Here is a 22,077-nt window from a genome sequence, read left to right on the forward strand (position 1 = left end):
TGTTTACTTAAATGTTCCTTTAACTATGTTGGTAAATACTCGTAGTATCTTTTCCCAGTCTTCCTTTTCAAATTGCTTTAGTGGTTTATTAACTGGGCTTTTTGGCGACTTTAAAAAATTACTCAAACGTTGGGTGTCGGGTACTTCTCCATGCGGTTGGTTTGGTACTGTCCATTGTGCTTGGTATAATAAGCTCCATAATAGTTTGCGTTCGCTACGGTACTTCTCATTTCTCCTATTAAACAAGCCCCAATTATCACGAGTGTAGTTGTTGTTATACAAATTGTTCAACAACTCGTTTGCTTCGGTTACTGTTAACTCTTTAGTGCTTGTTATATCACGACCTAAGAACTGAGAAACAAAACACAACCGCTCTTCACGGTCAGGATACTGCTTTGTTAAGTTGGCTTGTATCTTTTTTAACTGTTGTGGTTCTAAGGTTGCTGTCATCGTAATACTATGGTTCTTGGGTTTAATCGTATTGTTTTTTTTCCTTGAGCTATTTCGTCTTTCTCTTTTGCTTTTGCTGCTGCAAGTGCTTTGTTTGCTTCTTTTTTTTGCTCAGGTGTATTAAAGGATAAGTTCTCTCCTTTAAATTTCTCTACTGCTTTTTTTGAGGAGTTTTTTTTATTTTTCATAATTCTATGATTTAGCTCCCGCCGAAGACTCGAACCTCGGCGTGTGCCTCTCGGGATACTTCTAGGAAAGGTTATATTGTAAATCGGAAGTCTAGTTTTTTTGGTACTCCGTCTTCTTTAATGTATTTCCAACCGCTTACATACATACTATTAACTGTGCGTATTTGTGCTGCTATGATGATATCTAAACCTTCTGAAAAACGTTCATCGTTAAACTCATCACGTAAACTGTTTAAATCAATAATTGAGGACGGATTTAAGAAACCCGTTTTTTGATTTACTTTAAGTTTCTTGTCTACTATCTTTCCAAGCTTTTGAGCTTTATCACTATCTGAAGACAATGACTTCATATAGTCTTTTATTTTCTCAATTCCTGCACTTTCAGTTCCATCAAATTTTATAACAACGTTATGACCAATGGTTATACTTGCAGAACCATCTTTGAGCGTAGTTGTATGGCTATCTTGTTCTTTTACACCAAAAGCTTCCTGTTTCAATTCTTTAACCGTATTAAAGTCGTTCATTACACTATTAACAAGCTTCTCTGTAAGTGTTTTATGAAATACTAAATTGTCAATGTTTCCGATAACGAACTCTTCAGCTAATTCTTTATAGGTAGTTTTGGTTTCTTTTATTTTTTGCTTTGCAGCTTTTTCTTCAGCTGCAAATTGTTCTTGTAACTTTCTTTTTTCTTCAGGTGATAATTGTGTTATATCTATATTCATCGTTGTTAAATTTTAATTGTTTTTAATCCTAAATCGTCCATGTCACAAAGCTTGTTTACATAGTAATCTCGCTTTTGTGTTTGCTGCCTGTACAGGTAATGTGTTTCAGGGTGATGCTGTAGCCAACTGTTAAGGTTATCTACTTTACTTTCTAGAGCGGGTTTAGTTATTATCATTAGTTAAGGTTATAGCTTTGGTTAATAATTTTTGTTGCTTTACATTCTTGTATTAAAGGCTTTGGATAATGTTCGTACACTTTAGTTACAATTTCTACATAGAGCTTTCTTTTTGACTTTGCATCAAGTTGCTCATAGGGTTCTACTACTTTTTTAAACTCATAAATAAGTTTCAAGTATTCAGCGTTAAACCAGTTAGCAATTTGTTTAGATGTTATCATCTTTTGTAATGTTAACCTGTCTTTTGCATACAAGCCTGCCCAGTTCAAAAAGATATTCCAAACCATAAGGTCGTACTCTTGTTTACTTGCTTCTAAAATTGTGTGTACTGGTTTCATTAGTTTTCTTTTTTAGTTGAATTTGCTCCGTGTAATTTTTCATAGCCTTCTTTCCAAATAATAAATCTTCCTCCATTCGGTCCGATTGTTCTACCTTTACATGTAGCCAAATAGCCACTTATAAAAATTTTCATTTTTGCATCATACATTATTCGTTTTTGCAACTCTGTACTAGGGTTTTTACCTTCTGCATGTCCTATTATTATGATTAACTTTTTAGTTGCCCATTTTTTCTTAAATAGGTAATACTCTTCCCACGTTTTAAAGTAATATGGTGCAGAGTCCATAACAACAGTGTGTGCACTTCCTCTTTTTTCTAAGTATTCATCTAGTTCTTGAAGCGTATAGCTTTGAGCATGAAAATTATTTTTAACATCTTGCATTTTTAACAACTCTACTCTATCTACAAAATCACTATCATCGGTTTCCTCTTCTTGGGTTGCATAAAGTGTTTTGTCGTATTGTGCTAGCTTTTTTGCTGTCATCATAGCTTTTGTGCTTTTCCCGCTACCTGATCCTCCCCACATAAACCAAATACCTCTGTTTTGCGGTCTTTTATAAGCTTTATACCAATCGCTATCATCTTCAAATGGAATTCTTACAATATTTTGATTAAGAATGTTTGCAACTGTAAGAACTCGCTTTAACTTTGGTTGTTCAGTTTTAGGCTGCATAATCAGGTAAGTTTAAAACTTGTTTAACCAATCCTAGTGTTAATGGTTGTCCTAGTCTGTCAGCTTCTAACATTGAAGGAACTAGCACATCGTGCAACTCTCCATAATTAGCACAGTTATCTTGCAACCATCTTACTAACTTCTTATCCTTTACATCTTTTAAAAACAAAGAGAAGGTTCTGTCAATAGTTGGTAATCGACGAATACCAAACTTAATTCTACGGTATAATTGAGGTATTCCTTTAGCATCTCTTCTACGTAGTTTATCAATCTCTTTAATTAACTGCTCTGTTCCAATTAATACTATTGAACAGTATTTATCTAAGTGATCGTAAAATTCTTTTATTGAGCATAAAGCCGAGGTTTTCATATACTCACTCTCATCAAAAATTAACTGAGGCTTTCTACCTTTATGCCATAAGGCTTTAAGCGTTAAAGAAATATCACGTATTTGTTGTGACTTCTGTGTGCGTTTTGGTACTCTTAGTGCTTCTGCTACTTTCCAAAGCAAATCTTTTAAAGTATCTGTGTGTCCTACTTTCACAGAGAATACATCAGCAGGATTTTTACGTTTGTACAAATCAATTGTTTTAGATTTACCTGATCCTGTTACTCCTATGATTACACGTGTAAAAGCTTCGTCTTTTGCCTCCTCTAAAATCGCTAACATTTGTGTTAATTGGTCAGTTGGTTGAGTTGCCCATAACTTTTTTTCAATTTCATACTCAACTAACTCTGCTAATGATTTAAAGTGTTTTTCAGGAATATCTCCTACTTTATCATTACCTGCGTTGTAAGTAAAAACACCTTTTAAAATATTGCTTAAATGTTCCTTTGGTACGTTTGACCTTCTTGATACAATAGCTTGATTAATGTCATGTAGATCAATGTAATTTTGTACTGCTGAAGCTATCGCTTGCTTTACTGTGTTTTTCATAGTTGGTTTACTTTAAAAATAGTTTTGCATTTTCAATAGCATCATCTAGGTTTTGAACGATGTCTGCTATTAAACTGGTGTTTACTTCAAAGGCTACTCCTTTATCAGAGTCTTGCCATTTTTCTGAACGGTTTACAAACTTGCTATCTCTTTCGTTTGCCTTTTTTACTAATTGTTCTCTTGTCTTTTCTAGTTTTGTTAAAATTGCTTCCATTTAATGGGGTTTATTCGTCTAAATATTTATTTACATCTACTTTACTCTTGTAGTACTCTTGCTGTGAAGTTTGGAAACTCTGTTCCTCTTTTTTTGCTTCTTTTAATTCTTGTTTCTTTTCAATTTTACGAGCCGACTTAACTGCATCGCTTTCTCTTCTTTTGTGTATTTTATGGTTTCCGTTACTATCAGTTAAAAGGTGTTTAGCAACCGTATCGTTTAACTCAGGATGCTTACCAAAGAAAGCCTCAACTATTTCAGCATTATCTTGACGCTCTTCTGATATATGCTTGATAAGTTTTCTGTTATAGCTTTGAATTCTGTTACCAGTTTCATCGTCTGCCTCAGTTCTATCAGCTAAAGCCATGTGTTCAAATGGTGCAGGTTCTAGCATGTAGCGTAATGTTCCGTCTGAGGACACTGCCATTGCCTCTTCTAAGTTTTCAGGGTTATAGTGTACCGTCCAATCTTCTAGTGCATGTTTTCTAAAGTTGATATCAAAACACTCATAGAATTGATATGATCCGTTGATAGTTACACGTAACCCCTCACCTCTTAACTTGTTACTGTTAGTCTTACTACCAAAGGTTAATAAGTAACTTTCATAACTCATTAATTGTCTGTACTCGTTCTTAGTTTTCAACCATCCTTTTACATACTCTTCTCTTTTAACAGACCTTTCCATTTCAATAATGCTCCTAATTTGTTGACGACATCCCTCTTCATCAGGGAAGTTCTTTTTTATTAAGTTCATTACTTCGGCGTTTGGTTGATTCTTTGAGCCACTATCTACGTTGTGTCCACTCCAGTTATCAAACAACTTACATCGTTTAGTGTTTAGGTATTTAAAATATGGCTCTACAACTTTTGCCTTTGCATTACCAACACTTGCAGGTGTGAAGTTTGGAGTACAAGCTTCATACAATGGTGTTAAGGTTTTAATAGCGTAATTATCTGATTGTAATTGGTAAGGTTTAAAGAAGTTTCCAAACAATTCTTTAGTATGATTAATAGCATTTTGCATTGCAGCTTTAATCAATTCAGGTGTTTCATTATAACCTATTGAATATCCAACAGGATATTTATTAAAAGGATCTAATACAACAACCATAGTAAGCCTGTTATGGTAGGTAATTACATTATTGTCATTCCTTTTTTGATACAATAACTCAACTGTCCAACCATCTAAAGTCCAATACAACATTGATGCTGTAGGCGCTATCCTACGACGTTGCATTGTTAAGCTATTTTTTAAAGCCTTTTTACCATTTCTACCTGCAAACGTTTCAAGATTACGCTCCTTTTTAAAGTTTAAAACAGTAGTTGGTGTTATCTCCTCCCAATCCATTTCAACCTTACCAACAATCATGTTGTATAAGTCAGCAATCATCTTATTATCTAAATTGGTATGTTTATTAACCAATTCATCAAGTATGGCTCTTTGCTCTTTATCTTTTACTTTTTGTGCGTTTTTAAGTTTTAACTTACCTGATACCAAAGAGATGTACCCCTCTTTTTGGTAACGTGTAACCTTGTGTCTTAAACTACCTGATGTTGTAGGTAAATTGTGCTTTACATCTTGAAAAGCATTTACATCTTTACTTAAACTATCCCAAATGTTAATTTTTACACCTCCTAAAGCTTTTGCATAGGCTTTACGGTTATTTTTCAACTTGATAACTGTATTCAAAACAGAAGCGTTATAAACGTATCTTTCAATAGTGTCAGGTGTTAACTTTTTATCGTTATCAGCACCATAACGATGTGCTATGTAAAAATCAAAAGCATCTTTGTCTGTTACATAATGTTGCGAAAACCAACTTTTTGTTGCTTCAGGTTTAGGAGCTCCAAATTTTACCGATAACCTATCTCTCCACTCTTGGCTTAATGAGTTAAACTCCACTAAAGCCTCATAACCTAGTGAACCTCTTCGCAATTGTTTTTCAGAACACGTATTACTATCCATACGCTTCTTTAAAGCTCTATAAGAAATAAGACGTAAACCGTCTAAATGCGATTTAGATACATCAGAAACTAAGTATTTTAGCTTTACTCCTAGTTTACTTTTATGATATTCGTATGGGGTTTCTACAGACATAGTAATTTTGTTTTAGGAATTATCTTCCTTTTTTTGTTCAGAATTGAAGTCCTCTATCAGCTTTTCTCTTGACTCAACAATTTGTTTCATAGCCATAACAGCTTCATAGTTTCCCCTACGAAATCTACTTCTTGCCGTTTCTTGATTCTCACTAATCATCTCACCTAGAGTAATATAATCTCCCTTTCTTATTTTGCATTTTATTTGACCTTTTACAAGGTCAATTTCATTTTGATTCATATATTTGATGTGTTTCTTTTGACCGTTTGACAGGACAAATTTAAGGAAGAATATTCCTTTTAAACAAATTAATTTAGGAATATTTTTCCTAAACAACTAAATTACTATGGTTATATCACTGAAATTAAAAGAGTTACGAAAAGAAAAAAATTTAAGTCAAAAGGAATTATCTTCCTTGATAAAGATTGATAGTAGTCAATATGGGAAGATCGAAAGAGGCGTTTTAAAACCTACTTTAGAGCAATTAATAGAAATATCTTCCATTTTTGGAGTATCAATTGATTATTTATTGCTCGGAAAAGAACAAAACAAGCCAAAAGAAACAAACATAGAATCTAAAGTACCACAAGTAATTACTGTTGATAGTAATGACAACGACAATGTGGTGATGGTGCCTGCTAAAGCTCAAGCTGGATATCTTAATGGCTACGGAGATCAAAAATTTATAAGTAAACTACCAACATACAGACTGCCAAACGTTTCAAATGGTGTTTTTAGAATGTTTCAAGTTAAAGGACACTCTATGATACCTACTCTACATCAAAACTCTTATGTGGTTGGTCAATTTGTTGAAAATTGGATCACTGACATTAAAGACAATCGTATTTATGTTATAATTAGCGAAGAAGATGGTGTGGTTGTTAAACGCTGTTTAAACCGTATTGAAAAATACGGAAATCTATTTGCTAAGTCCGATAATAGAAAAGAATACCCTAGTTACAACATAGAAAAAGAAAATATAAAAGAAGTTTGGGAAGTTAAAGGTGCTTTTCTTTATAATCTACCTGATCCTGCTGACTTATATGACAAAGTTTATGACTTAGAAGCTGAGTTACTTCATATAAAAAACATTATAACTACCACTAAAAAGTACACTTCAGAACCTGAATCTCCTTTAAAAGTAGCTGAACCAACAAAAAAATATAAAAAATAACACCTAAAAAACTGAATAACAGAACACTAACAAAACAAACCCTTGTTTTATAGGGTGCATTTTACATGTAATTTAACAAATTAACCCACAAATTGACACTTTATAGGGTTAATTATCTTTATACATTAAACTAATTTTTGTTCACCCATTAGTTCATCCATTAGTACATCCAGTACTTTTTTTTATAAAATTAGAAAAGTACACTAACCTTACTTAAAATCCTCTTTAAACATTATATAAAACAAGTTTAAAACCCCTTGAAACAGTAGAAAAATAAGGTTAAATAAAACAAAATTATACTTAGTACACCCATTATAGTAGTTTCAACAATAAAAAAAAGTAGTTAAGTGGTAGTTAATAGTACTTAATGTACATTTCTTTAAAAAACAAAAAAACGCCTTAAATTTCTTTAAAGCGTTGCTATCATTGACGTTGAGCGTGTTTTTATAAAATCGTTTTTATGTATTTTTCTTTTTTAAGGGTATACAATGTACGGCTTTTTATTTAATTATTTCTCTTTAAGTAAATGTTAAATTTCGTTAATTTTTAGTACTATGTATTGCATAATACCTTTTAAAAGACATATATTTGCATTGTAAAGTATTATATAATTCATTTTATTATGCAACACAATAATCAAAATACCAATGCCTTTTTAATACATATATCTGCATTTGCAGGATATTTATTCCCTCTAGGAGGAAGTATCATTACTCCTTTAATCTTATGGCAAACTTTAAAAGAGAGAAGTGCATTTTTAGATGATCACGGTAAAGAAGCCGTAAACTTTAATATTAGTTTCGGGTTATACATTTTTATAGTTAGTGCTTCATTTTTACCGTTCTTATTTAGAAACATATTCCATGGATTTAATGGAATTGACATTGACTTTGGAGGACATCATGGTTATGGAGGATTATTTGGTTTTCTAGGCATAACCTCTTTAGCGTTGCTTATATCAATTATAAAAATAGCATTGATAATTATCGCTGCTATGAAGGCAAATAAAGGTGAACTATATCACTACCCTTTTACAATAAAATTTATAAAATAACCATAAACCGCATTACATGAAGATAGAAAACACAAAAGCACAAATGCGTAAGGGTGTTTTAGAATACTGCATCTTATCAATCTTACAAAAAGGAGATGCTTATACCTCTGAGATACTCTCTAACCTTAAAAGTGCAGAAATGATTGTGGTTGAAGGAACCATATATCCGTTGCTTACCCGCTTAAAAAACGCAGGATTATTAAGTTACAGATGGGAAGAATCAACCTCTGGACCTCCAAGAAAATATTACGTACTCACCGAAAATGGCGGAATGTTTTTAAAAGAATTAGACAAAACATGGCATAATTTAGTAAACGCAGTAAACCAAGTAACAAGTACAAAATCAACTAAAGATGAATAAGACAATAAATATAAACCTGGGCGGATTTTTCTTCCACATAGATGAAACTGCCTATCAGAAATTAAAACGATACTTAGACGCTATCGCTCGTTCGTTAAGTGATGATCCGCAAGGAAAAAACGAAATCATTGCCGATATCGAAGCACGTATTAGTGAATTATTATCAGAAAGAATTACAGACACTCGTCAAGTAGTAAATGAAAGCGATATTGAAGAAATCATCGCTATCATGGGGCAACCTGAAGATTATGCTGAAGCTGAAGAAGCGTATAACGAAAACACTTCTTACAACTATAAAAGAAACACCGCTAGCAAAAAAATGTTTAGAGATGGTGATGATAAGTTTTTAGGAGGAGTTTGTTCTGGACTTGGACATTATTTTAATATAGATGTTGTTTGGATTCGTTTGGCTTTTCTTATTCTAACCTTAGCTGGTTTCGGTTTTGGAATCATCGGATATATTATTTTATGGGTCATTCTACCTGAAGCTAAAACGACCTCTGAGAAATTACAAATGGAAGGTGAAGCCGTAAACATTGATAATATTGAAAAAAAAATTCGTAACGAATTTGAAAACTTATCATCAAAGGTAAAGGAAGGCGCCCATGATTTAACTGATAAAATTTCGAATGCTGATTACCAAAAACTACGTAACCAAACGAAATCAGGATTACAAGATTTTTTAGACACAATGGGTAAAATCTTACTAACACTATTCAAAGTGTTCGGTAAATTCATGGGCGTTTTACTAATTTTCATTGCAGGTATTACTATCATTTCATTATTGTTAGGTTTGTTCTCTGTAGGAAGCTTAGAAATTTTAAATTTCGATGGAGACATGGTTCAATACCCACCATTTTTCTACGACTCAGTAATGCCTAAATGGTTATTAATGACCTTCCTGTTTTTCTTAATCGGTATTCCTTTTGTAGTCTTATTTATTTTAGGGTTACGAATTTTATCTCCGAATATTAAAAAATTAAGTACTGCTACTATTTTAACCTTATTCGGTTTATGGTTAATCTCATTATTAGCAATAGGCTTTACAGGAATAGAGTTTGCTACATCTCATGCTTATGATGGTACACACGTTACTAAACATAGCATTACCTACAATCAACAAGAACCTTTAAAGATTCGAGTTGTTAACGATGATAACATTCATTATCTACATAATTTACGAAATCGTGATAACGCTATGTTGGTAAATGTTGACGATAAAGAACTAAAGTATTCTAACAATATTAATATTGATGTTCGTAAAAGTGAAACTGATAGCGCATATATTGAAATTAAAAAAACATCTGAAGGAAAAAAACGAAATGATGCAAACAATAATGCAGAAGCTATAAAATATGCTTATAAAAGCGATAACAATACTATTGTTTTTGACGCCTTCTTTTTAAGTGCTTTTAAAAATATTTGGAAAGATGAAGAGATAAATGTAGTAATATACATTCCTGAAGGAACAACTATTTATTTTGAAGGATCGTCTCGTAATTTCTTAGATGGTGTAAAAAACACGCAGAATATATATGATCGAGATATGGCTAATCATCATTTTAAAATGACTTCTAAAGGCTTTGAATGTATGGATTGTGATGAAGAGGATATCAACAATAATGAAGAGTCTGAAGATTGGAATTCTGACAATAATGATGAAGTAAGTTTCCTTTTTGACAGTACTATAAATGATATAAAAGCTGAATTTATCATTTCTAAAAAAACTACTGAAGATGAGCTTAACAAATTAATTAATTGGTTTGAAGATCGTAAAAACATAAATATAAACGTTATCAGCTCTGAATTCAATAAGAACAAAACAATTGATAAACTTGTTTTAGAAGTAGACTGTAACGATGGACATGCAGGAACTATTACAATCGCTAATAACACGCTAGATAACATCTCTAAAGGTTTCCGTAGATTGTATGATGAAGACGGAGAATTAGCTTTTAAAACTTGGTAATCTCATAAACTGAAAAACTATGAATGATTTATTCGACTTCTTTTTTAAAGGTAACTTCTTTATGAAAATAGTTACACTACTCTATACCTTATTACTATCATGGGTAATGAACGGACAAGTACAAGAAATTCCAGATTACAAACCTGTTGATATTAAGTTACACAACGAAATTGTAAAAATGGATAGCATATACTTTAACGCTTACAATACTTGTGACATGAAAACACAAGCAGATATTTTAAGTGAGGATATTGAGTTTTTTCATGATATGGGAGGTTTATCTACTTCTAAAAGTGAAATTATAGCTGCTACAAAAAAGAATATTTGCAACAAGGTTAAACGCACATTAATTGAGGGAAGTATAGAGGTATATCCCATAAATCAATATGGTGCAGTGCAAATTGGATATCATAAGTTTTTCAACAATCAAGAACCAGATGCTAAATCGGTTCCAAGTAAGTTTATTGCTATTTGGAAAAGAGAGAATAATAAATGGCAAATGACAAGAATTATCAGTCTTCATTAAAATATAGTTGACACTAACAACATTAGTTCATTGGTTAGCTAACTCCGATGACACTAATACTTGGTTTTATTAGTTAAGCCAAAGCTATACAGCTTTGGCTTTTTTATTTTTTTGTTTGATACCACAATTGAAAAAAGTAACTTCGTTACTCAAAAAACATCAATTATGATAGCAGAAATCATTACAACCATACTTTTTCTATTTGCTGTTATAGACCCACTAGGAACCGTTCCTGTATATTTAGAAGCTACAAAACAATTAGACGAACATCATAAAAGAAAAGTTGCTATTCGTGCTTCTTTTATGGCTTTTTTAATTCTTTTATTTTTTATCGTCGTTGGACAAATTATTTTGGAAGGAATGAAGGTTACTCTAGATGCATTTCAAATTTCTGGAGGAGTTATTCTATTTCTTTTTGCGCTTACCATGATTTTTGGTGAAGGAAAACCAGAATCTGAAAAACATCTAATTACCGATTATAAACATGTTACTATTTTCCCTGTTGCTATTCCATCTATAGCTTCTCCAGGTGCTATTATGGCTGTGGTATTACTAACCGATAATCATTTATACACTATTCAGCAACAAACTCTTACTACTTTATTAGTTTTTCTAGTAGTAATGCTTACTATGATAATTCTCTTATTAGCAGGACGTATTCAAAAAAGAATTGGCAACTACGGAATTACAGTTATTAGTAAAGTTATGGGACTTATATTAGCGTCTTACGCTGTACAGAGTATACTTACTGGATTAAAAGATTTTTTTCTAACTGCTAACTAAATTTTTATATTTTTTTGAGAAAAACTACACGAAACAAATTGCTAAGCCTTTTTCATTTATTACTACTTTATATGATTAGATTGTATTTTGTTTCCTAAGGAAAAAGACTAAAAAACTAAACAATAACTAAAAAGAAACTGCTATGAATTACAAAATACTAAAACTACTATTTGACCCAAGAGAAACAATTAATAAGGAAGAATTTTTATTGGGTATAATAATTTTATTCTTATTAGCTTGTAGTACCATTAGTGATTTAATTATAAATACTAGTGTAATATCAATCATAAGTTCTAAAGGTGCGCATTTACTAGCAACACATCAAGTTGTAAAACCATTCATTATACCTAGTTTACCTATTGGTTTTATTTTATTTTATAGCGCTGTAACTATAGCTATTAAAAGAGTAAAAGATTTACAGAACAAGCTATGGATTGGAATTCTAACTGGAATATCTATCTTTTTGTTTTTTGATACTGTTTTTTTTAAAACAACTACTAATATGAGTTTATTTTCTGATTTAGTAGGGATCGAAATTGACAATAACATAAAAAAACTACAAACTCTAAGTTTAGCTTTTTTCTTTATTTTAGGAATAGGATCAATATCCTACCTTTCAACACTTAAAGGAGCTAAACCTTATATAAAAGATATTTCTAAAAAAAGAAGCCTAACCATTAATCAATTTATTACACAACTAGGAATTCTTTTAATCGCTGTTTTTATTTTTTCTATTTTATTTATTATTTCTTTTGGCATTTATAATAGCAACTCTTTTGGATTTAGAAACCATAACATACTCTGGCAATTAGTCATATTGGGCTTTGTTGCTCTTTTTATTATAATATGGTATTTAAAACTAGTTTATATGAGATTAAAAAACACAACGCTACCCTTTCTCTATTACTTTTTAAGTTTTATCTTATATACTCTTGGTATTTTAGCTGTCTTAACTATTGCTTCAAACACTGATAATTTGAATTACATTAATTTTTCTTTAAGTATTTTTTCTGTCATTAATATGATTTTTTCTTTAGCAACCCTATCTTTATTTTTGTTAGATAAAGATTCTAAACCGTTAGTTTTTGGAATTGAAAAACAGAATTAATGGAACAGTTTACAGAGATTTCAAAATTCTTCAAAACAGAATTCCCGTTGAATCAACATGGGCTTGATGAACTATTTTCTTTATTTAAGGTTGAAAAACATGCTAAAGGAAGTATTTTACTTCAAGAAAATTCTAAAGAAAAACAATTGCGTTTTTTGAATAACGGAATTGTAAGAGAGTATTACGCAAATCAGGAAAAAGAAATCAATATCAACTTTTACACAAAGCCTCAGTTTATTTCCGATTTACTAACTTTCAATCAAAATACCTTAACAAAGAAAAACCAAGAAAGTTTAACTACTGTAGAAATCTTAAGTATTGAAAGACAACCTTTTTTTGACTTACTTGAAAAGTATCAATGTGGTAAAACCTTTGTCGAAGCTTCTTTTCAAAAACTTTTAAAACAAAAAGAAAAACTAGAATTTAATCGTATTACAAAATCTCCTGAGGAATTGTACAATGAGCTGTTTATTTACAAACCCGAATGGATACAGTATATACCCCAATACCATTTAGCATCGTACTTAAACGTAACTCCAGAAACACTAAGTAGAATTAAAAAGCGTATTTCTTGATTTGAATCAATGAAAAAAGACATGGTATAAAGGACATTTGTAAACAACTAAAACGTTACAAAATGTTACAAATACATCAAATAAGAAATGCCACCATAATTATTGAAACTGATAAAAATGTAATCCTTGTGGATCCCATGTTGGGTAATCAAGGAATCATGCCTCCTTTTACACTCTTTAGACATAAAGCTAGAAAAAACCCAACTGTTCCACTTCCTAATAATACATATTCCCTTCTAAAAAAAGTAACCCACTGTTTAATAACACATCAACATCCAGATCATATTGACAATGCTGCTGTTAAATTTTTAATTAAAAATAATATACCTGTCACCTGTAGTATAAAGGATGAAAAAGCATTTAAAAAAAGAGGATTAAATATTGTTCAAAGTTTAAAATACTGGGAAAAACAATCTTTTTTAGGAGGAGAAATTGAAGGAATACCTGCTAAACATGGCTACGGGTTTGTTGCTAAACTTATGGGAAATGTACTCGGTTTCTATATTAAATTACCAAATCAAAAATCTATTTATCTTAGTTCAGATACTATATATACTGATGCTGTACATAAAGTATTAGAAGAATATAAACCTGAAATTAGTGTGCTAGCTAGTGGCGCTGCTCAATTTGATGTATTTAAAAACCTTATTATGAATGTAGATGATATCATCAAATTTGTTAGAAATTCATCTGGTTTGGTTATAGCAAATCACATGGAATCTATAAACCACTGCCCTTTAACTCGAAAAAAATTAAAAGAAATATTAATTCAAAACGATCTAGAAAAAAAAGTTGCCATTCCAGAAGACGGAGAACTTATAACTATTAGTAAATAAAACAGAGTTCATTCTTCTAAATTTAATTTCAACAATATAAAAAACCCTGTGAAAATAATTTTCACAGGGTTTAATACATAGAATTAACACTAATGATTAATCATCTAATAATTCTGCTGTTTGTTTAAGCTTTTCCTTTAATTGATCTGCTAAATCTTTGTTTCCATCTAGGTCTTCTGGACTAATTTCAATAGTACCATCTTCATTATCATCAATAACTAAAGATAAATCTACTTGACTTAACATAGCATTCAAATCAAAATTAATAGTAACATCTGTTAAACTCTCAGAAACTACAATATCAGTCACTGCATTTTCAAAATCTACTTCAATTTCTTCTTCAAAATCGTGCCAAAAAATAAAAGGAACAGCATTTATAGTACCTTCAATAACAACCGTTTTGTTAAACATATCACTAGTTGCGTCTGTATTTTTATCAAATTCAAACTCAATTTCTTCGTAACTAGCCTTTGGTAACTCTAAAGAAGTGATGTTTGTTGTTCCAGTTAACAAATCTAACTCAAACGGTCCTCTTAATTCAATTTCATCATCAGAATCTATAAAATTATCATTCGTAGTTTCGTAGTAGCTATCATCAAACTCTAATTCAATTTCTGAGATATTTAGTTTAAATTCAGAAATAGTAACTTCAGCATTATTTACAGTTCTTGCAGCAGTTTTACTTTGACTAAATGTATTAGTTGAAGACGCTTTAATTCTTAAATTTTCACTAGTTCCTTCGTCGCTAGTACAAGAAGCTCCTAATAACATTAATGAGGTTGCACTTAATAGTAATACTGTTCTTTGTAATGTTTTCATGATTTTATTTATTTTGTTTATATCCTTAAGACAACCCTATCTTTAAATTACCTACCCTCTAAAGTTTATTTTTTTAAAACAAAAACCTTTACCCTTGATATTAAACATATTACAACCCAAATTTTAACAAAAAAATATAATTACAATACAAAACTTATAGTTATCAATAACATAATTGAAACGAAAAAAACGCTGAATTGTTTAGCTAAGGATTATAATTGGAACAAAGTCAAATTGACTTTTAAAAACACTTTTTTTGTGAAAATTGTCTTTTGGATTAAAAAAACTGCTTTCAAGGAATTAAATTAACCTAAAAAAAACATCTATAAAACAAAATTTACTTTTATAAACACTAAAAAAGATTAAATTCATTTAATTTGCGGCAAATTTTAATAAACTATGTCCTCAAAAAATAAACTAAAATATACAACTGAAGAATTTGTCTCTCCAGAATACATTCGTAACCGCTTTTCTAAAATTATGTCTGATATGTATAAAAAAGAGGTACCTCTTTATGGTGAACTTCTTGATTTGGTTCATGGCATAAATGAAAATGTTCTTTCAGAGTCTAAAGAAATTGAAGAGCAGTTAGCACATACTGGTGAATTAACTCGATTAAATATGGAACGTCACGGAGCAATTCGTTTAGGTAAACCCTACGAACTATTTACGATGAGACGTCTGTTTAAAGTAATGGGAATGTATTCTGTTGGTTATTATGATTTAGCCCCAGCTGGTGTTCCTGTTCATTCTACAGCGTTTAGAGCTATTGAAAGCACCGCTCTTAATCAAGCTCCATTCAGAGTTTTTACCTCTTTATTACGTATAGATTTAATTGATAACGCTCAGCTTCGTAACAATGTTGAAACTATTTTAGAAAAACGTCAAATTTTTACAGAAAAAGTTTTACAACTTATTGATAAATCTGAAAAAGAAGGAGGGTTAAATAAAGAAGATGCCGAAACCTTTGTTCTAGAAGCATTAGAAACTTTTCGTTGGCATGATACTGCTACCGTAGATTATGAAATGTACGAAGCCTTACTACATCAACACAGATTAATTGCTGATGTAGTTGCTTTCAAAGGACCTCACATCAACCACCTAACTCCTAGAACTTTAGATATAGATAAGGTGCAAGTAAGCATGGAGGCTCGTAATATTCCACCAAAAGATAATATAGAAGGACCTCCTGCTAGAAAATGCCCTATTTTACTACGTCAAACAAGTTTTAAAGCATTGACTGAAAAAGTAACTTTTAAAAACAATGTTGAAAAAGAAGAAATAGGCGAACACAAAGCTCGTTTTGGTGAGATTGAACAACGTGGTGCAGCATTAACTCAAAAAGGTCTTGACTTGTATCACGAGTTGTTAAATAAAACACGTAAAGCTATTGGTGGATCACCAACTGCCGAAAATGCCTCAGAATACAATAAATTATTAGCAGAAAATTTTAAAGTTTTCCCTGATAACTATGAAGAATTACATTCTGAAGAATTGGCTTATTTCCATTATTTCACTACTGATAAAGCAGCAACTTTACCTAAAGATAAAGTATATACTAAAATAGATGTAAACCAATTATTAGAGGATGGTTATTTAAGCATTGAGCCTATGGTTTACGAAGATTTCTTACCTGTAAGTGCAGCAGGAATTTTTGCTTCAAACTTAGGAACAGATGATGCTAAACGTGAATACCAAGGTACTTCTAATCAAAATTTATTTGAAAAAGATTTAGGTGAACCTGTTTATACGTTAACAAAATGGTATGAAGATATGCAAGATGAAAGCATACAAAACTGCTTGGCAGAAATAAATGCTTAATCATAAAATCAAATATTAAAAAAATTGTGTAGCTGTAAATGTAAATTTATGGCTACGCTTTTTTTCATTAAAGAGATTCTTTATCTTGTAGCTTACATTGAGTTTATTCTAACTAAACAATATTATTCTTTTGGAAAATCAATTTGATTATATAGACAAACAAATACTATCAAAACTTCGTTTAGATGCTCGTAAAGCCTATTCGCAAATTGCAGATGAATTAAAGGTTTCTAACTCACTAATTCATCAACGTATTAAAAAACTAACAGCAGAAGGTGTAATTAAAAATGCAGAGTTTGTTTTAGAAGAAAAAAGCTTAGGCTACAAAACTAAATCGTACACAGGTATTCGTTTACGTGAAGCTCGTTTTGCGAAAGATGTAATGCGTGAATTAGAAAAAATTCCTGAGATAACAGAATGTAATTTTGTATCAGGAAATTACGCTATTTTCATCTTAATTTACGCAAAAGACAATCAACACTTACAAAAAATACTTTACGACAAAGTACATTTGATAAACGGAGTAGCGGGTACCGATACTTTTATATGTTTTGACACCTGTTTTAAAAGAAACATTCCCATAGAGTAAACCTCAATTAAACACTTTTACAAAATTTAATTATAGATATTTGTAACGATAAAGTAATACTTTACCCAATCAATACAATAGCCTTTTAGGTGATTTAGATAATGACACAAACAACACAACTACAAGCCCTAGAAAAATCGTTAACAGGAGAATTGTTTTTTGACGATTTACATAAAAACATTTACGCTACCGATGCATCGGTATATCGTAAAATACCTTTAGCTGTGGCGTATCCTAAGGATATAAAAGATATTCAGCAATTAATTGATTTTGCTATTAAAAATAATATCACCTTAATTCCTCGTACAGCAGGAACTTCCTTAGCGGGGCAATGTGTAGGAGACGGAATTGTAGTTGACGTATCTAAACACTTTACAAATATTTTAGCTTTTGATGAAATCAACAAAACGATTACAGTAGAGCCTGGAATTATTCGTGACGATTTAAACCGATTTTTAAAACCTTTCGGCTTGTTCTTTGGTCCGAATACCTCAACCTCTAACCGCTGTATGATTGGAGGAATGGTTGGTAATAATTCTTCAGGAAGCACCTCTATTCGTTACGGTGTTACTCGCGACAAAGTAATCGCTATCAAAGGATTGTTGAGTGATGGTAGCGAAGTAACTTTTTCTGAAGTTACTTCAGCAGAATTCAATCAGAAGAAAATAGAAAACACCCTAGAAGGAAATATCTATCGAGCAATTTACACTGAACTTATTTCAGAAGCGGCTCAACAAGAAATTAAAAATGAATTTCCAAAGGAAAGCATTCATAGAAGAAATACAGGATATGCTGTTGATGAGTTTTTAACCTCTGATTTATTCGGAGGAACAGAACCTACTATCAATCCTGCTAAATTCTTATCAGGTAGTGAAGGTACTTTAGTATTTTCTACTGCAATTACTATTCAATTAGACGACTTACCTCCAGCGAAAAGTATTATGGTATGTCCGCATTTTAATAGTATTAATGAAAGTTTAAAAGCTACGGTAATTGCCATGAATCACAAATTATATGCTTGTGAGTTGATGGATAAAGTAATTTTAGACTGTACCAAAAACAATAGGGAACAAACTAAAAACCGTTTCTTTTTACAAGGAGATCCAGAAGCGGTGTTGATGTTAGAAGTTTCTGCTGATACTATTGAAGAAGCTGAAGTATTGGCTAATAATTTAATTGAAGATTTAAAAGCAAATAACTTCGGATATCATTATCCGAAAGTATACGGAAACGATATTGCCAAAGTACATGAGTTGCGTAAGGCAGGCTTAGGTTTATTAGGTAATATTGTAGGTGATATGAAAGCGGTGGCGTGTATTGAAGATACAGCTGTAGCGCTTGAAGATTTACCAGAATATATTGAGGAGTTTACGCAAATTATGGATAAATATCAGCAAGATGCGGTGTATTATGCGCATGCTGGAGCTGGTGAATTGCACTTACGTCCTATTTTAAATTTAAAGAAACAGGAAGATGTTGTACTGTTCAGAAAAATAACTACTGAAACTGCAGAATTGGTTAAGAAATACCAAGGTTCTTTTAGTGGTGAACATGGTGATGGAATTGTACGTGCAGAGTTTATTCCATTGATGATTGGTAATAAAAACTACCAGTTATTGCGAAGAATTAAAAAAGCGTTCGACCCTAATAACGTGTTCAACAAAGGAAAAATCACCGATGCTTTTCCTATGGATCAAAGCTTACGTTATGAGATAGATAGAACTGAACCTAACATTGAAACTATACAAGATTTTTCAGATAGTGAAGGTATATTAAAATTAGCTGAAAAATGTAACGGTTCAGGTGATTGCCGTAAATCTCCCGAAGCTGGTGGAACCTTATGCCCTAGTTACCGAGCAACACGAAACGAAAAAGAAACTACTCGTGCTAGAGCTAATACACTACGTGAAGTTTTAACTAATAACACCGCTCAAAACAAATTCGATTCTAAAGAATTAAAAGAAGTTCTTGATCTATGCTTGAGCTGTAAGGCTTGCGCAAGTGAATGCCCAAGTAATGTAGATATTGCTTCGATGAAAGCGGAATTTTTATATCAATATCAAGAAACTAACGGTTATTCTTTCCGTAGTAAATTATTTGCTAACAATGCAAAATACAACAAGCTTGGAAGCAAATTTCCTGCATTAACAAACTTCTTTACCAATACTACGTTAGCTAAAAAAGTAATGGGAGTTGCGACACAACGTTCGGTTCCTAAATTGGCTAAACAGCCTTTAAGTACTTGGTTAAAAAACCATAATGTCACTTCGAGCGCAGTCGAGAAGTCTCAAAAAACAATTTACTTATTTAACGATGAGTTTACGAACTACTACGATGCTGAAATAGGTAAAGATGCTGTAGTTGTATTAGAAAAACTAGGATATGAAGTAAAAACAACCAATCACGAAGAAAGTGGACGTAGTTATATTTCCAAAGGATTTTTAAAAGAAGCAAAAGACATTGCAAACAAAAATGTGGCTACTTTTAAAAATTTAATTTCTGAAGATACACCTCTTATTGGAATTGAACCTTCAGCTATTTTAACCTTTAGAGATGAGTACTTACGAATCGCAAGTGATAAGGTAGCAGCGAAAAAACTTTCTGAGAACTGTTTTACTCTTGAAGAATTTTTAGCTTCAGAACATTCAAAAGGAAATATTGACACGAATGCTTTTACAAATGAAACTAAAACATTGAAAATTCACGGACACTGTCATCAAAAAGCCTTATCAAGTACCCATGCATCCTTTTCAATTTTAAACATTCCTGAAAATTATAAAGTGACTATTATGAATACGGGTTGTTGCGGAATGGCTGGTTCTTTCGGATACGAAAAAGAGCATTATAAAGTAAGTATGCAAGTGGGTGAAGACACACTATTTCCTAAAGTTAGAAACTGTTCAAACGATACAGAGATAGTGGCTGCAGGTACTAGTTGTCGTCATCAAATTTATGATGGAACCAAACGCATTGCAAAACATCCTATAACAATTTTAAGAGAAGCTTTGCTATAAATTGTTGATTTTCATTCGATTATTTCGTACTTTTAAGACTACTAAATCTTAAAAAGTATATTATGGCGAGCAATAGAATTATATTCAGCAATGCTTTGCTAATTTTTGCAGGCATTGCTGGTTACTTTTTAGTTATGAAAATTTTTGGGTTAGAAGATGTTGCTGAACTACGTTTTTTAAACTTTGCTTTTGTTCTGTATGGCATTAACAGAGCTATTAAAACAAACATTATTAGAAATCATGAGTCAGTATACTTCAGCAATTTTTTATTGGGAATAGGAACTTCTATTGTTGCTGTAGCATTAACTATTGTAAGTTTAATTATTTATGTAGACTTTATTGACCCAAGCTTTATGAATGTTCTTGAAAAATCTTCTTTTTGGGGGCAAAAGTTAAGTTTACCTCTAGTTGTATTTGCACTGGCTATTGAAGGAATTGCCTCTTCGGTAATTTGTTCTTTTATCTTAATGCAATACTATAAAAACTATAAAGTCCCAAATAATAGCATGATTATTTAATCGCGGGTCGATAGCCAAGGGGTTAATTCCCTAAGTCAAATCTTGCCTCTAAAAACTGAAAATAGTTTTCTTTAAATATCTTGTGAGGTTATCCCAAAGTAGCTGATTAGTTTTTTGGTAAAAACACCTCAGCCATCATACAGCGTGCGCTTCCGCCTCCACAGGTTTCAATAGTTTGTAATGAACTATGCAATATTTTTGTGTGTTTTTCTAAGTTTTTCAACTGCTGATTTGTCAACGATTCGTATGCGGAGGTACTCATTACTAAATAGCGCTCATTATTATTCCCTCTAACTTGCAGCATATTCCCCGCAAACTGAGTTACCTGTTCTTCAGAAATAGCAATCACCTCTTTTTTATCTGACTTTAAATGCTTTAAAAGATTTTTCTTTTCTTTTTTATCATCTATAGAATCTAAACACACTACAGCAAAAGTTTCTGCAACACACATCATGACATTGGTATGATAAATTGCTTCTCTTTGTCCTTCAACTGTTTGGTTCGCTTCAAAAATTACAGGAGTAAATTCAAAATCTTCACAAAATTCAATAAATAATTCTTCATCCGCTCGGGGAGACAACGCACAATAAGCCTTTCTATTTTGTCTGTCTAAAATCATGCTTCCTGTACCTTCTAAAAAAATTTCTTCTTCTTCAGCCTCAGAATAGTCAATTACATTTTCTATTGAGAAGCCTTTTTCTTCCAAAATCTCTAATACATCTTCTCTTCGCTCTAAACGACGATTTTCTGCAAACATTGGATAAATAGCAACATCTCCATTTTCATGAAAGGAAATCCAGTTATTAGGAAACAACGCGTCAGGAGTATCAGGTTCTTTGGTATCTTCTATCACTACGACTTCAACACCAACAGCTCTTAATTTTTCTACAAAAGCGTCAAACTCTTCTTGAGCTTTAGCATTAATAGAAGCAGGTAACATACCCGACAACTCTTGTTGATAATAATTATTTACTGCTGTTTGTTCGTTCATCCTAAAACTAGCAGGACGAACCATTAAAATTGTATTCGTTGTTTGTTGCATACTGCGAAGGTAAAGTAAAATCAGATATCTTTTGCAGCCTATTTATTTAACTCTGTTTTAACTAATCTAAATCAAGAAATTATGGTTT

At 31.6% G+C, this 22,077-nt stretch carries 25 protein-coding genes; 13 read left to right on the forward strand and 12 right to left on the reverse strand.

The window, feature by feature from the left end; all coding sequences use genetic code 11:
• Positions 1-3: 3 nt before the first annotated feature.
• From ACKTSU_RS10130 to ACKTSU_RS10175, 10 genes are all read right to left on the reverse strand, one after another.
• Complete coding sequence (locus ACKTSU_RS10130) at positions 4-450, reverse strand: hypothetical protein (protein ID WP_408036292.1); 447 nt, start codon at positions 448-450, stop codon at positions 4-6.
• Complete coding sequence (locus tag ACKTSU_RS10135; RefSeq protein ID WP_408036293.1) at positions 447-638, reverse strand: hypothetical protein; 192 nt, start codon at positions 636-638, stop codon at positions 447-449. Before ACKTSU_RS10135 ends, ACKTSU_RS10130 begins: the two co-directional genes overlap by 4 nt.
• Before the next feature lie 71 nt (positions 639-709).
• Positions 710-1,363: a hypothetical protein gene (locus ACKTSU_RS10140; RefSeq protein ID WP_408036294.1), complete on the reverse strand. Its 654-nt coding sequence runs from the start codon at positions 1,361-1,363 to the stop codon at positions 710-712.
• 5 nt (positions 1,364-1,368) lie between these two features.
• Positions 1,369-1,539, reverse strand: coding sequence for a hypothetical protein (locus ACKTSU_RS10145; RefSeq protein ID WP_408036295.1), 171 nt, complete (start codon positions 1,537-1,539; stop codon positions 1,369-1,371).
• Positions 1,539-1,877, reverse strand: coding sequence for a hypothetical protein (locus tag ACKTSU_RS10150; RefSeq protein ID WP_408036296.1), 339 nt, complete (start codon positions 1,875-1,877; stop codon positions 1,539-1,541). The genes ACKTSU_RS10145 and ACKTSU_RS10150 overlap by 1 nt, the downstream gene beginning before the upstream one ends.
• The gene (locus ACKTSU_RS10155; RefSeq protein ID WP_408036297.1) at positions 1,877-2,551 is read right to left on the reverse strand and encodes a hypothetical protein; all 675 of its coding nucleotides are present in this window, start codon (positions 2,549-2,551) and stop codon (positions 1,877-1,879) included. The genes ACKTSU_RS10150 and ACKTSU_RS10155 overlap by 1 nt, the downstream gene beginning before the upstream one ends.
• Positions 2,541-3,488, reverse strand: coding sequence for an AAA family ATPase (locus ACKTSU_RS10160; protein ID WP_408036298.1), 948 nt, complete (start codon positions 3,486-3,488; stop codon positions 2,541-2,543). The genes ACKTSU_RS10155 and ACKTSU_RS10160 overlap by 11 nt, the downstream gene beginning before the upstream one ends.
• A 7-nt stretch (positions 3,489-3,495) precedes the next feature.
• Complete coding sequence (locus ACKTSU_RS10165; protein ID WP_408036299.1) at positions 3,496-3,702, reverse strand: hypothetical protein; 207 nt, start codon at positions 3,700-3,702, stop codon at positions 3,496-3,498.
• Positions 3,703-3,712: 10 nt separating this feature from the next.
• Positions 3,713-5,800 (reverse strand): hypothetical protein, encoded by a 2,088-nt coding sequence (locus tag ACKTSU_RS10170; protein WP_408036300.1) that lies wholly within the window; start codon positions 5,798-5,800, stop codon positions 3,713-3,715.
• A gap of 12 nt (positions 5,801-5,812) precedes the next feature.
• Positions 5,813-6,040: a hypothetical protein gene (locus tag ACKTSU_RS10175; RefSeq protein ID WP_408036301.1), complete on the reverse strand. Its 228-nt coding sequence runs from the start codon at positions 6,038-6,040 to the stop codon at positions 5,813-5,815.
• A 106-nt stretch (positions 6,041-6,146) separates the two neighbouring features.
• Between ACKTSU_RS10175 and ACKTSU_RS10180 the strand changes: the two genes are divergently transcribed.
• From ACKTSU_RS10180 to ACKTSU_RS10220, 9 genes are all read left to right on the forward strand, one after another.
• Complete coding sequence (locus tag ACKTSU_RS10180) at positions 6,147-6,974, forward strand: XRE family transcriptional regulator (protein ID WP_408036302.1); 828 nt, start codon at positions 6,147-6,149, stop codon at positions 6,972-6,974.
• Positions 6,975-7,596: 622 nt separating this feature from the next.
• The gene (locus tag ACKTSU_RS10185; protein ID WP_408036303.1) at positions 7,597-8,028 is read left to right on the forward strand and encodes a DUF4870 domain-containing protein; all 432 of its coding nucleotides are present in this window, start codon (positions 7,597-7,599) and stop codon (positions 8,026-8,028) included.
• 16 nt (positions 8,029-8,044) lie between these two features.
• Positions 8,045-8,389 (forward strand): PadR family transcriptional regulator, encoded by a 345-nt coding sequence (locus tag ACKTSU_RS10190; protein WP_047789417.1) that lies wholly within the window; start codon positions 8,045-8,047, stop codon positions 8,387-8,389.
• Positions 8,382-10,358 carry a PspC domain-containing protein gene (locus ACKTSU_RS10195; RefSeq protein WP_408036304.1) on the forward strand — a complete coding sequence of 659 codons (1,977 nt, stop codon included), beginning with the start codon at positions 8,382-8,384 and terminating at the stop codon, positions 10,356-10,358. Before ACKTSU_RS10190 ends, ACKTSU_RS10195 begins: the two co-directional genes overlap by 8 nt.
• A gap of 19 nt (positions 10,359-10,377) precedes the next feature.
• Positions 10,378-10,884 carry a nuclear transport factor 2 family protein gene (locus ACKTSU_RS10200; RefSeq protein ID WP_408036305.1) on the forward strand — a complete coding sequence of 169 codons (507 nt, stop codon included), beginning with the start codon at positions 10,378-10,380 and terminating at the stop codon, positions 10,882-10,884.
• A 168-nt stretch (positions 10,885-11,052) separates the two neighbouring features.
• Complete coding sequence (locus ACKTSU_RS10205) at positions 11,053-11,667, forward strand: MarC family protein (RefSeq protein ID WP_408036908.1); 615 nt, start codon at positions 11,053-11,055, stop codon at positions 11,665-11,667.
• A 142-nt stretch (positions 11,668-11,809) separates the two neighbouring features.
• Positions 11,810-12,775, forward strand: a complete 966-nt coding sequence (locus tag ACKTSU_RS10210) for a hypothetical protein (RefSeq protein WP_408036306.1) — start codon at positions 11,810-11,812, stop codon at positions 12,773-12,775.
• Positions 12,775-13,350, forward strand: a complete 576-nt coding sequence (locus ACKTSU_RS10215; RefSeq protein ID WP_408036307.1) for a Crp/Fnr family transcriptional regulator — start codon at positions 12,775-12,777, stop codon at positions 13,348-13,350. Before ACKTSU_RS10210 ends, ACKTSU_RS10215 begins: the two co-directional genes overlap by 1 nt.
• Before the next feature lie 62 nt (positions 13,351-13,412).
• On the forward strand, positions 13,413-14,186 hold the full coding sequence (locus ACKTSU_RS10220; protein ID WP_408036308.1) for an MBL fold metallo-hydrolase: 774 nt from the start codon (positions 13,413-13,415) through the stop codon (positions 14,184-14,186).
• Between the two features lie 96 nt (positions 14,187-14,282).
• Here ACKTSU_RS10220 and ACKTSU_RS10225 read toward each other — a convergent pair whose 3' ends face one another.
• Positions 14,283-15,005, reverse strand: a complete 723-nt coding sequence (locus ACKTSU_RS10225; RefSeq protein WP_408036309.1) for a hypothetical protein — start codon at positions 15,003-15,005, stop codon at positions 14,283-14,285.
• A 399-nt stretch (positions 15,006-15,404) separates the two neighbouring features.
• On the opposite strand from ACKTSU_RS10225, the gene hglS reads away from it, so the two are divergent.
• The 4 genes from hglS (at position 15,405) to ACKTSU_RS10245 (ending at position 20,947) form a co-directional block, all read left to right on the forward strand.
• A complete protein-coding gene (gene hglS, locus ACKTSU_RS10230; protein ID WP_408036310.1) occupies positions 15,405-16,826 on the forward strand; it encodes a 2-oxoadipate dioxygenase/decarboxylase HglS in 1,422 nt (473 codons plus the stop codon).
• A 130-nt stretch (positions 16,827-16,956) separates the two neighbouring features.
• Positions 16,957-17,415, forward strand: coding sequence for an Lrp/AsnC family transcriptional regulator (locus tag ACKTSU_RS10235; RefSeq protein WP_274634258.1), 459 nt, complete (start codon positions 16,957-16,959; stop codon positions 17,413-17,415).
• 101 nt (positions 17,416-17,516) lie between these two features.
• A complete protein-coding gene (locus ACKTSU_RS10240) occupies positions 17,517-20,429 on the forward strand; it encodes an FAD-binding and (Fe-S)-binding domain-containing protein (protein WP_408036311.1) in 2,913 nt (970 codons plus the stop codon).
• 62 nt (positions 20,430-20,491) lie between these two features.
• Positions 20,492-20,947: a hypothetical protein gene (locus ACKTSU_RS10245; protein ID WP_408036313.1), complete on the forward strand. Its 456-nt coding sequence runs from the start codon at positions 20,492-20,494 to the stop codon at positions 20,945-20,947.
• A 106-nt stretch (positions 20,948-21,053) separates the two neighbouring features.
• Here the strand turns inward: ACKTSU_RS10245 and ctlX are convergent, their stop codons facing one another.
• Complete coding sequence (gene ctlX / locus ACKTSU_RS10250; protein ID WP_408036315.1) at positions 21,054-21,989, reverse strand: citrulline utilization hydrolase CtlX; 936 nt, start codon at positions 21,987-21,989, stop codon at positions 21,054-21,056.
• Between the last annotated feature and the right edge of the window lie 88 nt (positions 21,990-22,077).

Origin of the sequence: Tenacibaculum aestuarii, assembly GCF_964510395.1 — a bacterium.
Lineage (GTDB): Bacteria > Bacteroidota > Bacteroidia > Flavobacteriales > Flavobacteriaceae > Polaribacter > Polaribacter aestuarii.

Coding starts and splice junctions, on each gene's coding strand:
- ACKTSU_RS10130 (WP_408036292.1), bottom strand. CDS start 450: ATGACAGCAACCTTAGAACCACAACAGTTAAAAAAGATACAAGCCAAC.
- ACKTSU_RS10135 (WP_408036293.1), bottom strand. CDS start 638: ATGAAAAATAAAAAAAACTCCTCAAAAAAAGCAGTAGAGAAATTTAAA.
- ACKTSU_RS10140 (WP_408036294.1), bottom strand. CDS start 1,363: ATGAATATAGATATAACACAATTATCACCTGAAGAAAAAAGAAAGTTA.
- ACKTSU_RS10145 (WP_408036295.1), bottom strand. CDS start 1,539: ATGATAATAACTAAACCCGCTCTAGAAAGTAAAGTAGATAACCTTAAC.
- ACKTSU_RS10150 (WP_408036296.1), bottom strand. CDS start 1,877: ATGAAACCAGTACACACAATTTTAGAAGCAAGTAAACAAGAGTACGAC.
- ACKTSU_RS10155 (WP_408036297.1), bottom strand. CDS start 2,551: ATGCAGCCTAAAACTGAACAACCAAAGTTAAAGCGAGTTCTTACAGTT.
- ACKTSU_RS10160 (WP_408036298.1), bottom strand. CDS start 3,488: ATGAAAAACACAGTAAAGCAAGCGATAGCTTCAGCAGTACAAAATTAC.
- ACKTSU_RS10165 (WP_408036299.1), bottom strand. CDS start 3,702: ATGGAAGCAATTTTAACAAAACTAGAAAAGACAAGAGAACAATTAGTA.
- ACKTSU_RS10170 (WP_408036300.1), bottom strand. CDS start 5,800: ATGTCTGTAGAAACCCCATACGAATATCATAAAAGTAAACTAGGAGTA.
- ACKTSU_RS10175 (WP_408036301.1), bottom strand. CDS start 6,040: ATGAATCAAAATGAAATTGACCTTGTAAAAGGTCAAATAAAATGCAAA.
- ACKTSU_RS10180 (WP_408036302.1), top strand. CDS start 6,147: ATGGTTATATCACTGAAATTAAAAGAGTTACGAAAAGAAAAAAATTTA.
- ACKTSU_RS10185 (WP_408036303.1), top strand. CDS start 7,597: ATGCAACACAATAATCAAAATACCAATGCCTTTTTAATACATATATCT.
- ACKTSU_RS10190 (WP_047789417.1), top strand. CDS start 8,045: ATGAAGATAGAAAACACAAAAGCACAAATGCGTAAGGGTGTTTTAGAA.
- ACKTSU_RS10195 (WP_408036304.1), top strand. CDS start 8,382: ATGAATAAGACAATAAATATAAACCTGGGCGGATTTTTCTTCCACATA.
- ACKTSU_RS10200 (WP_408036305.1), top strand. CDS start 10,378: ATGAATGATTTATTCGACTTCTTTTTTAAAGGTAACTTCTTTATGAAA.
- ACKTSU_RS10210 (WP_408036306.1), top strand. CDS start 11,810: ATGAATTACAAAATACTAAAACTACTATTTGACCCAAGAGAAACAATT.
- ACKTSU_RS10215 (WP_408036307.1), top strand. CDS start 12,775: ATGGAACAGTTTACAGAGATTTCAAAATTCTTCAAAACAGAATTCCCG.
- ACKTSU_RS10220 (WP_408036308.1), top strand. CDS start 13,413: ATGTTACAAATACATCAAATAAGAAATGCCACCATAATTATTGAAACT.
- ACKTSU_RS10225 (WP_408036309.1), bottom strand. CDS start 15,005: ATGAAAACATTACAAAGAACAGTATTACTATTAAGTGCAACCTCATTA.
- hglS (WP_408036310.1), top strand. CDS start 15,405: ATGTCCTCAAAAAATAAACTAAAATATACAACTGAAGAATTTGTCTCT.
- ACKTSU_RS10240 (WP_408036311.1), top strand. CDS start 17,517: ATGACACAAACAACACAACTACAAGCCCTAGAAAAATCGTTAACAGGA.
- ACKTSU_RS10245 (WP_408036313.1), top strand. CDS start 20,492: ATGGCGAGCAATAGAATTATATTCAGCAATGCTTTGCTAATTTTTGCA.
- ctlX (WP_408036315.1), bottom strand. CDS start 21,989: ATGCAACAAACAACGAATACAATTTTAATGGTTCGTCCTGCTAGTTTT.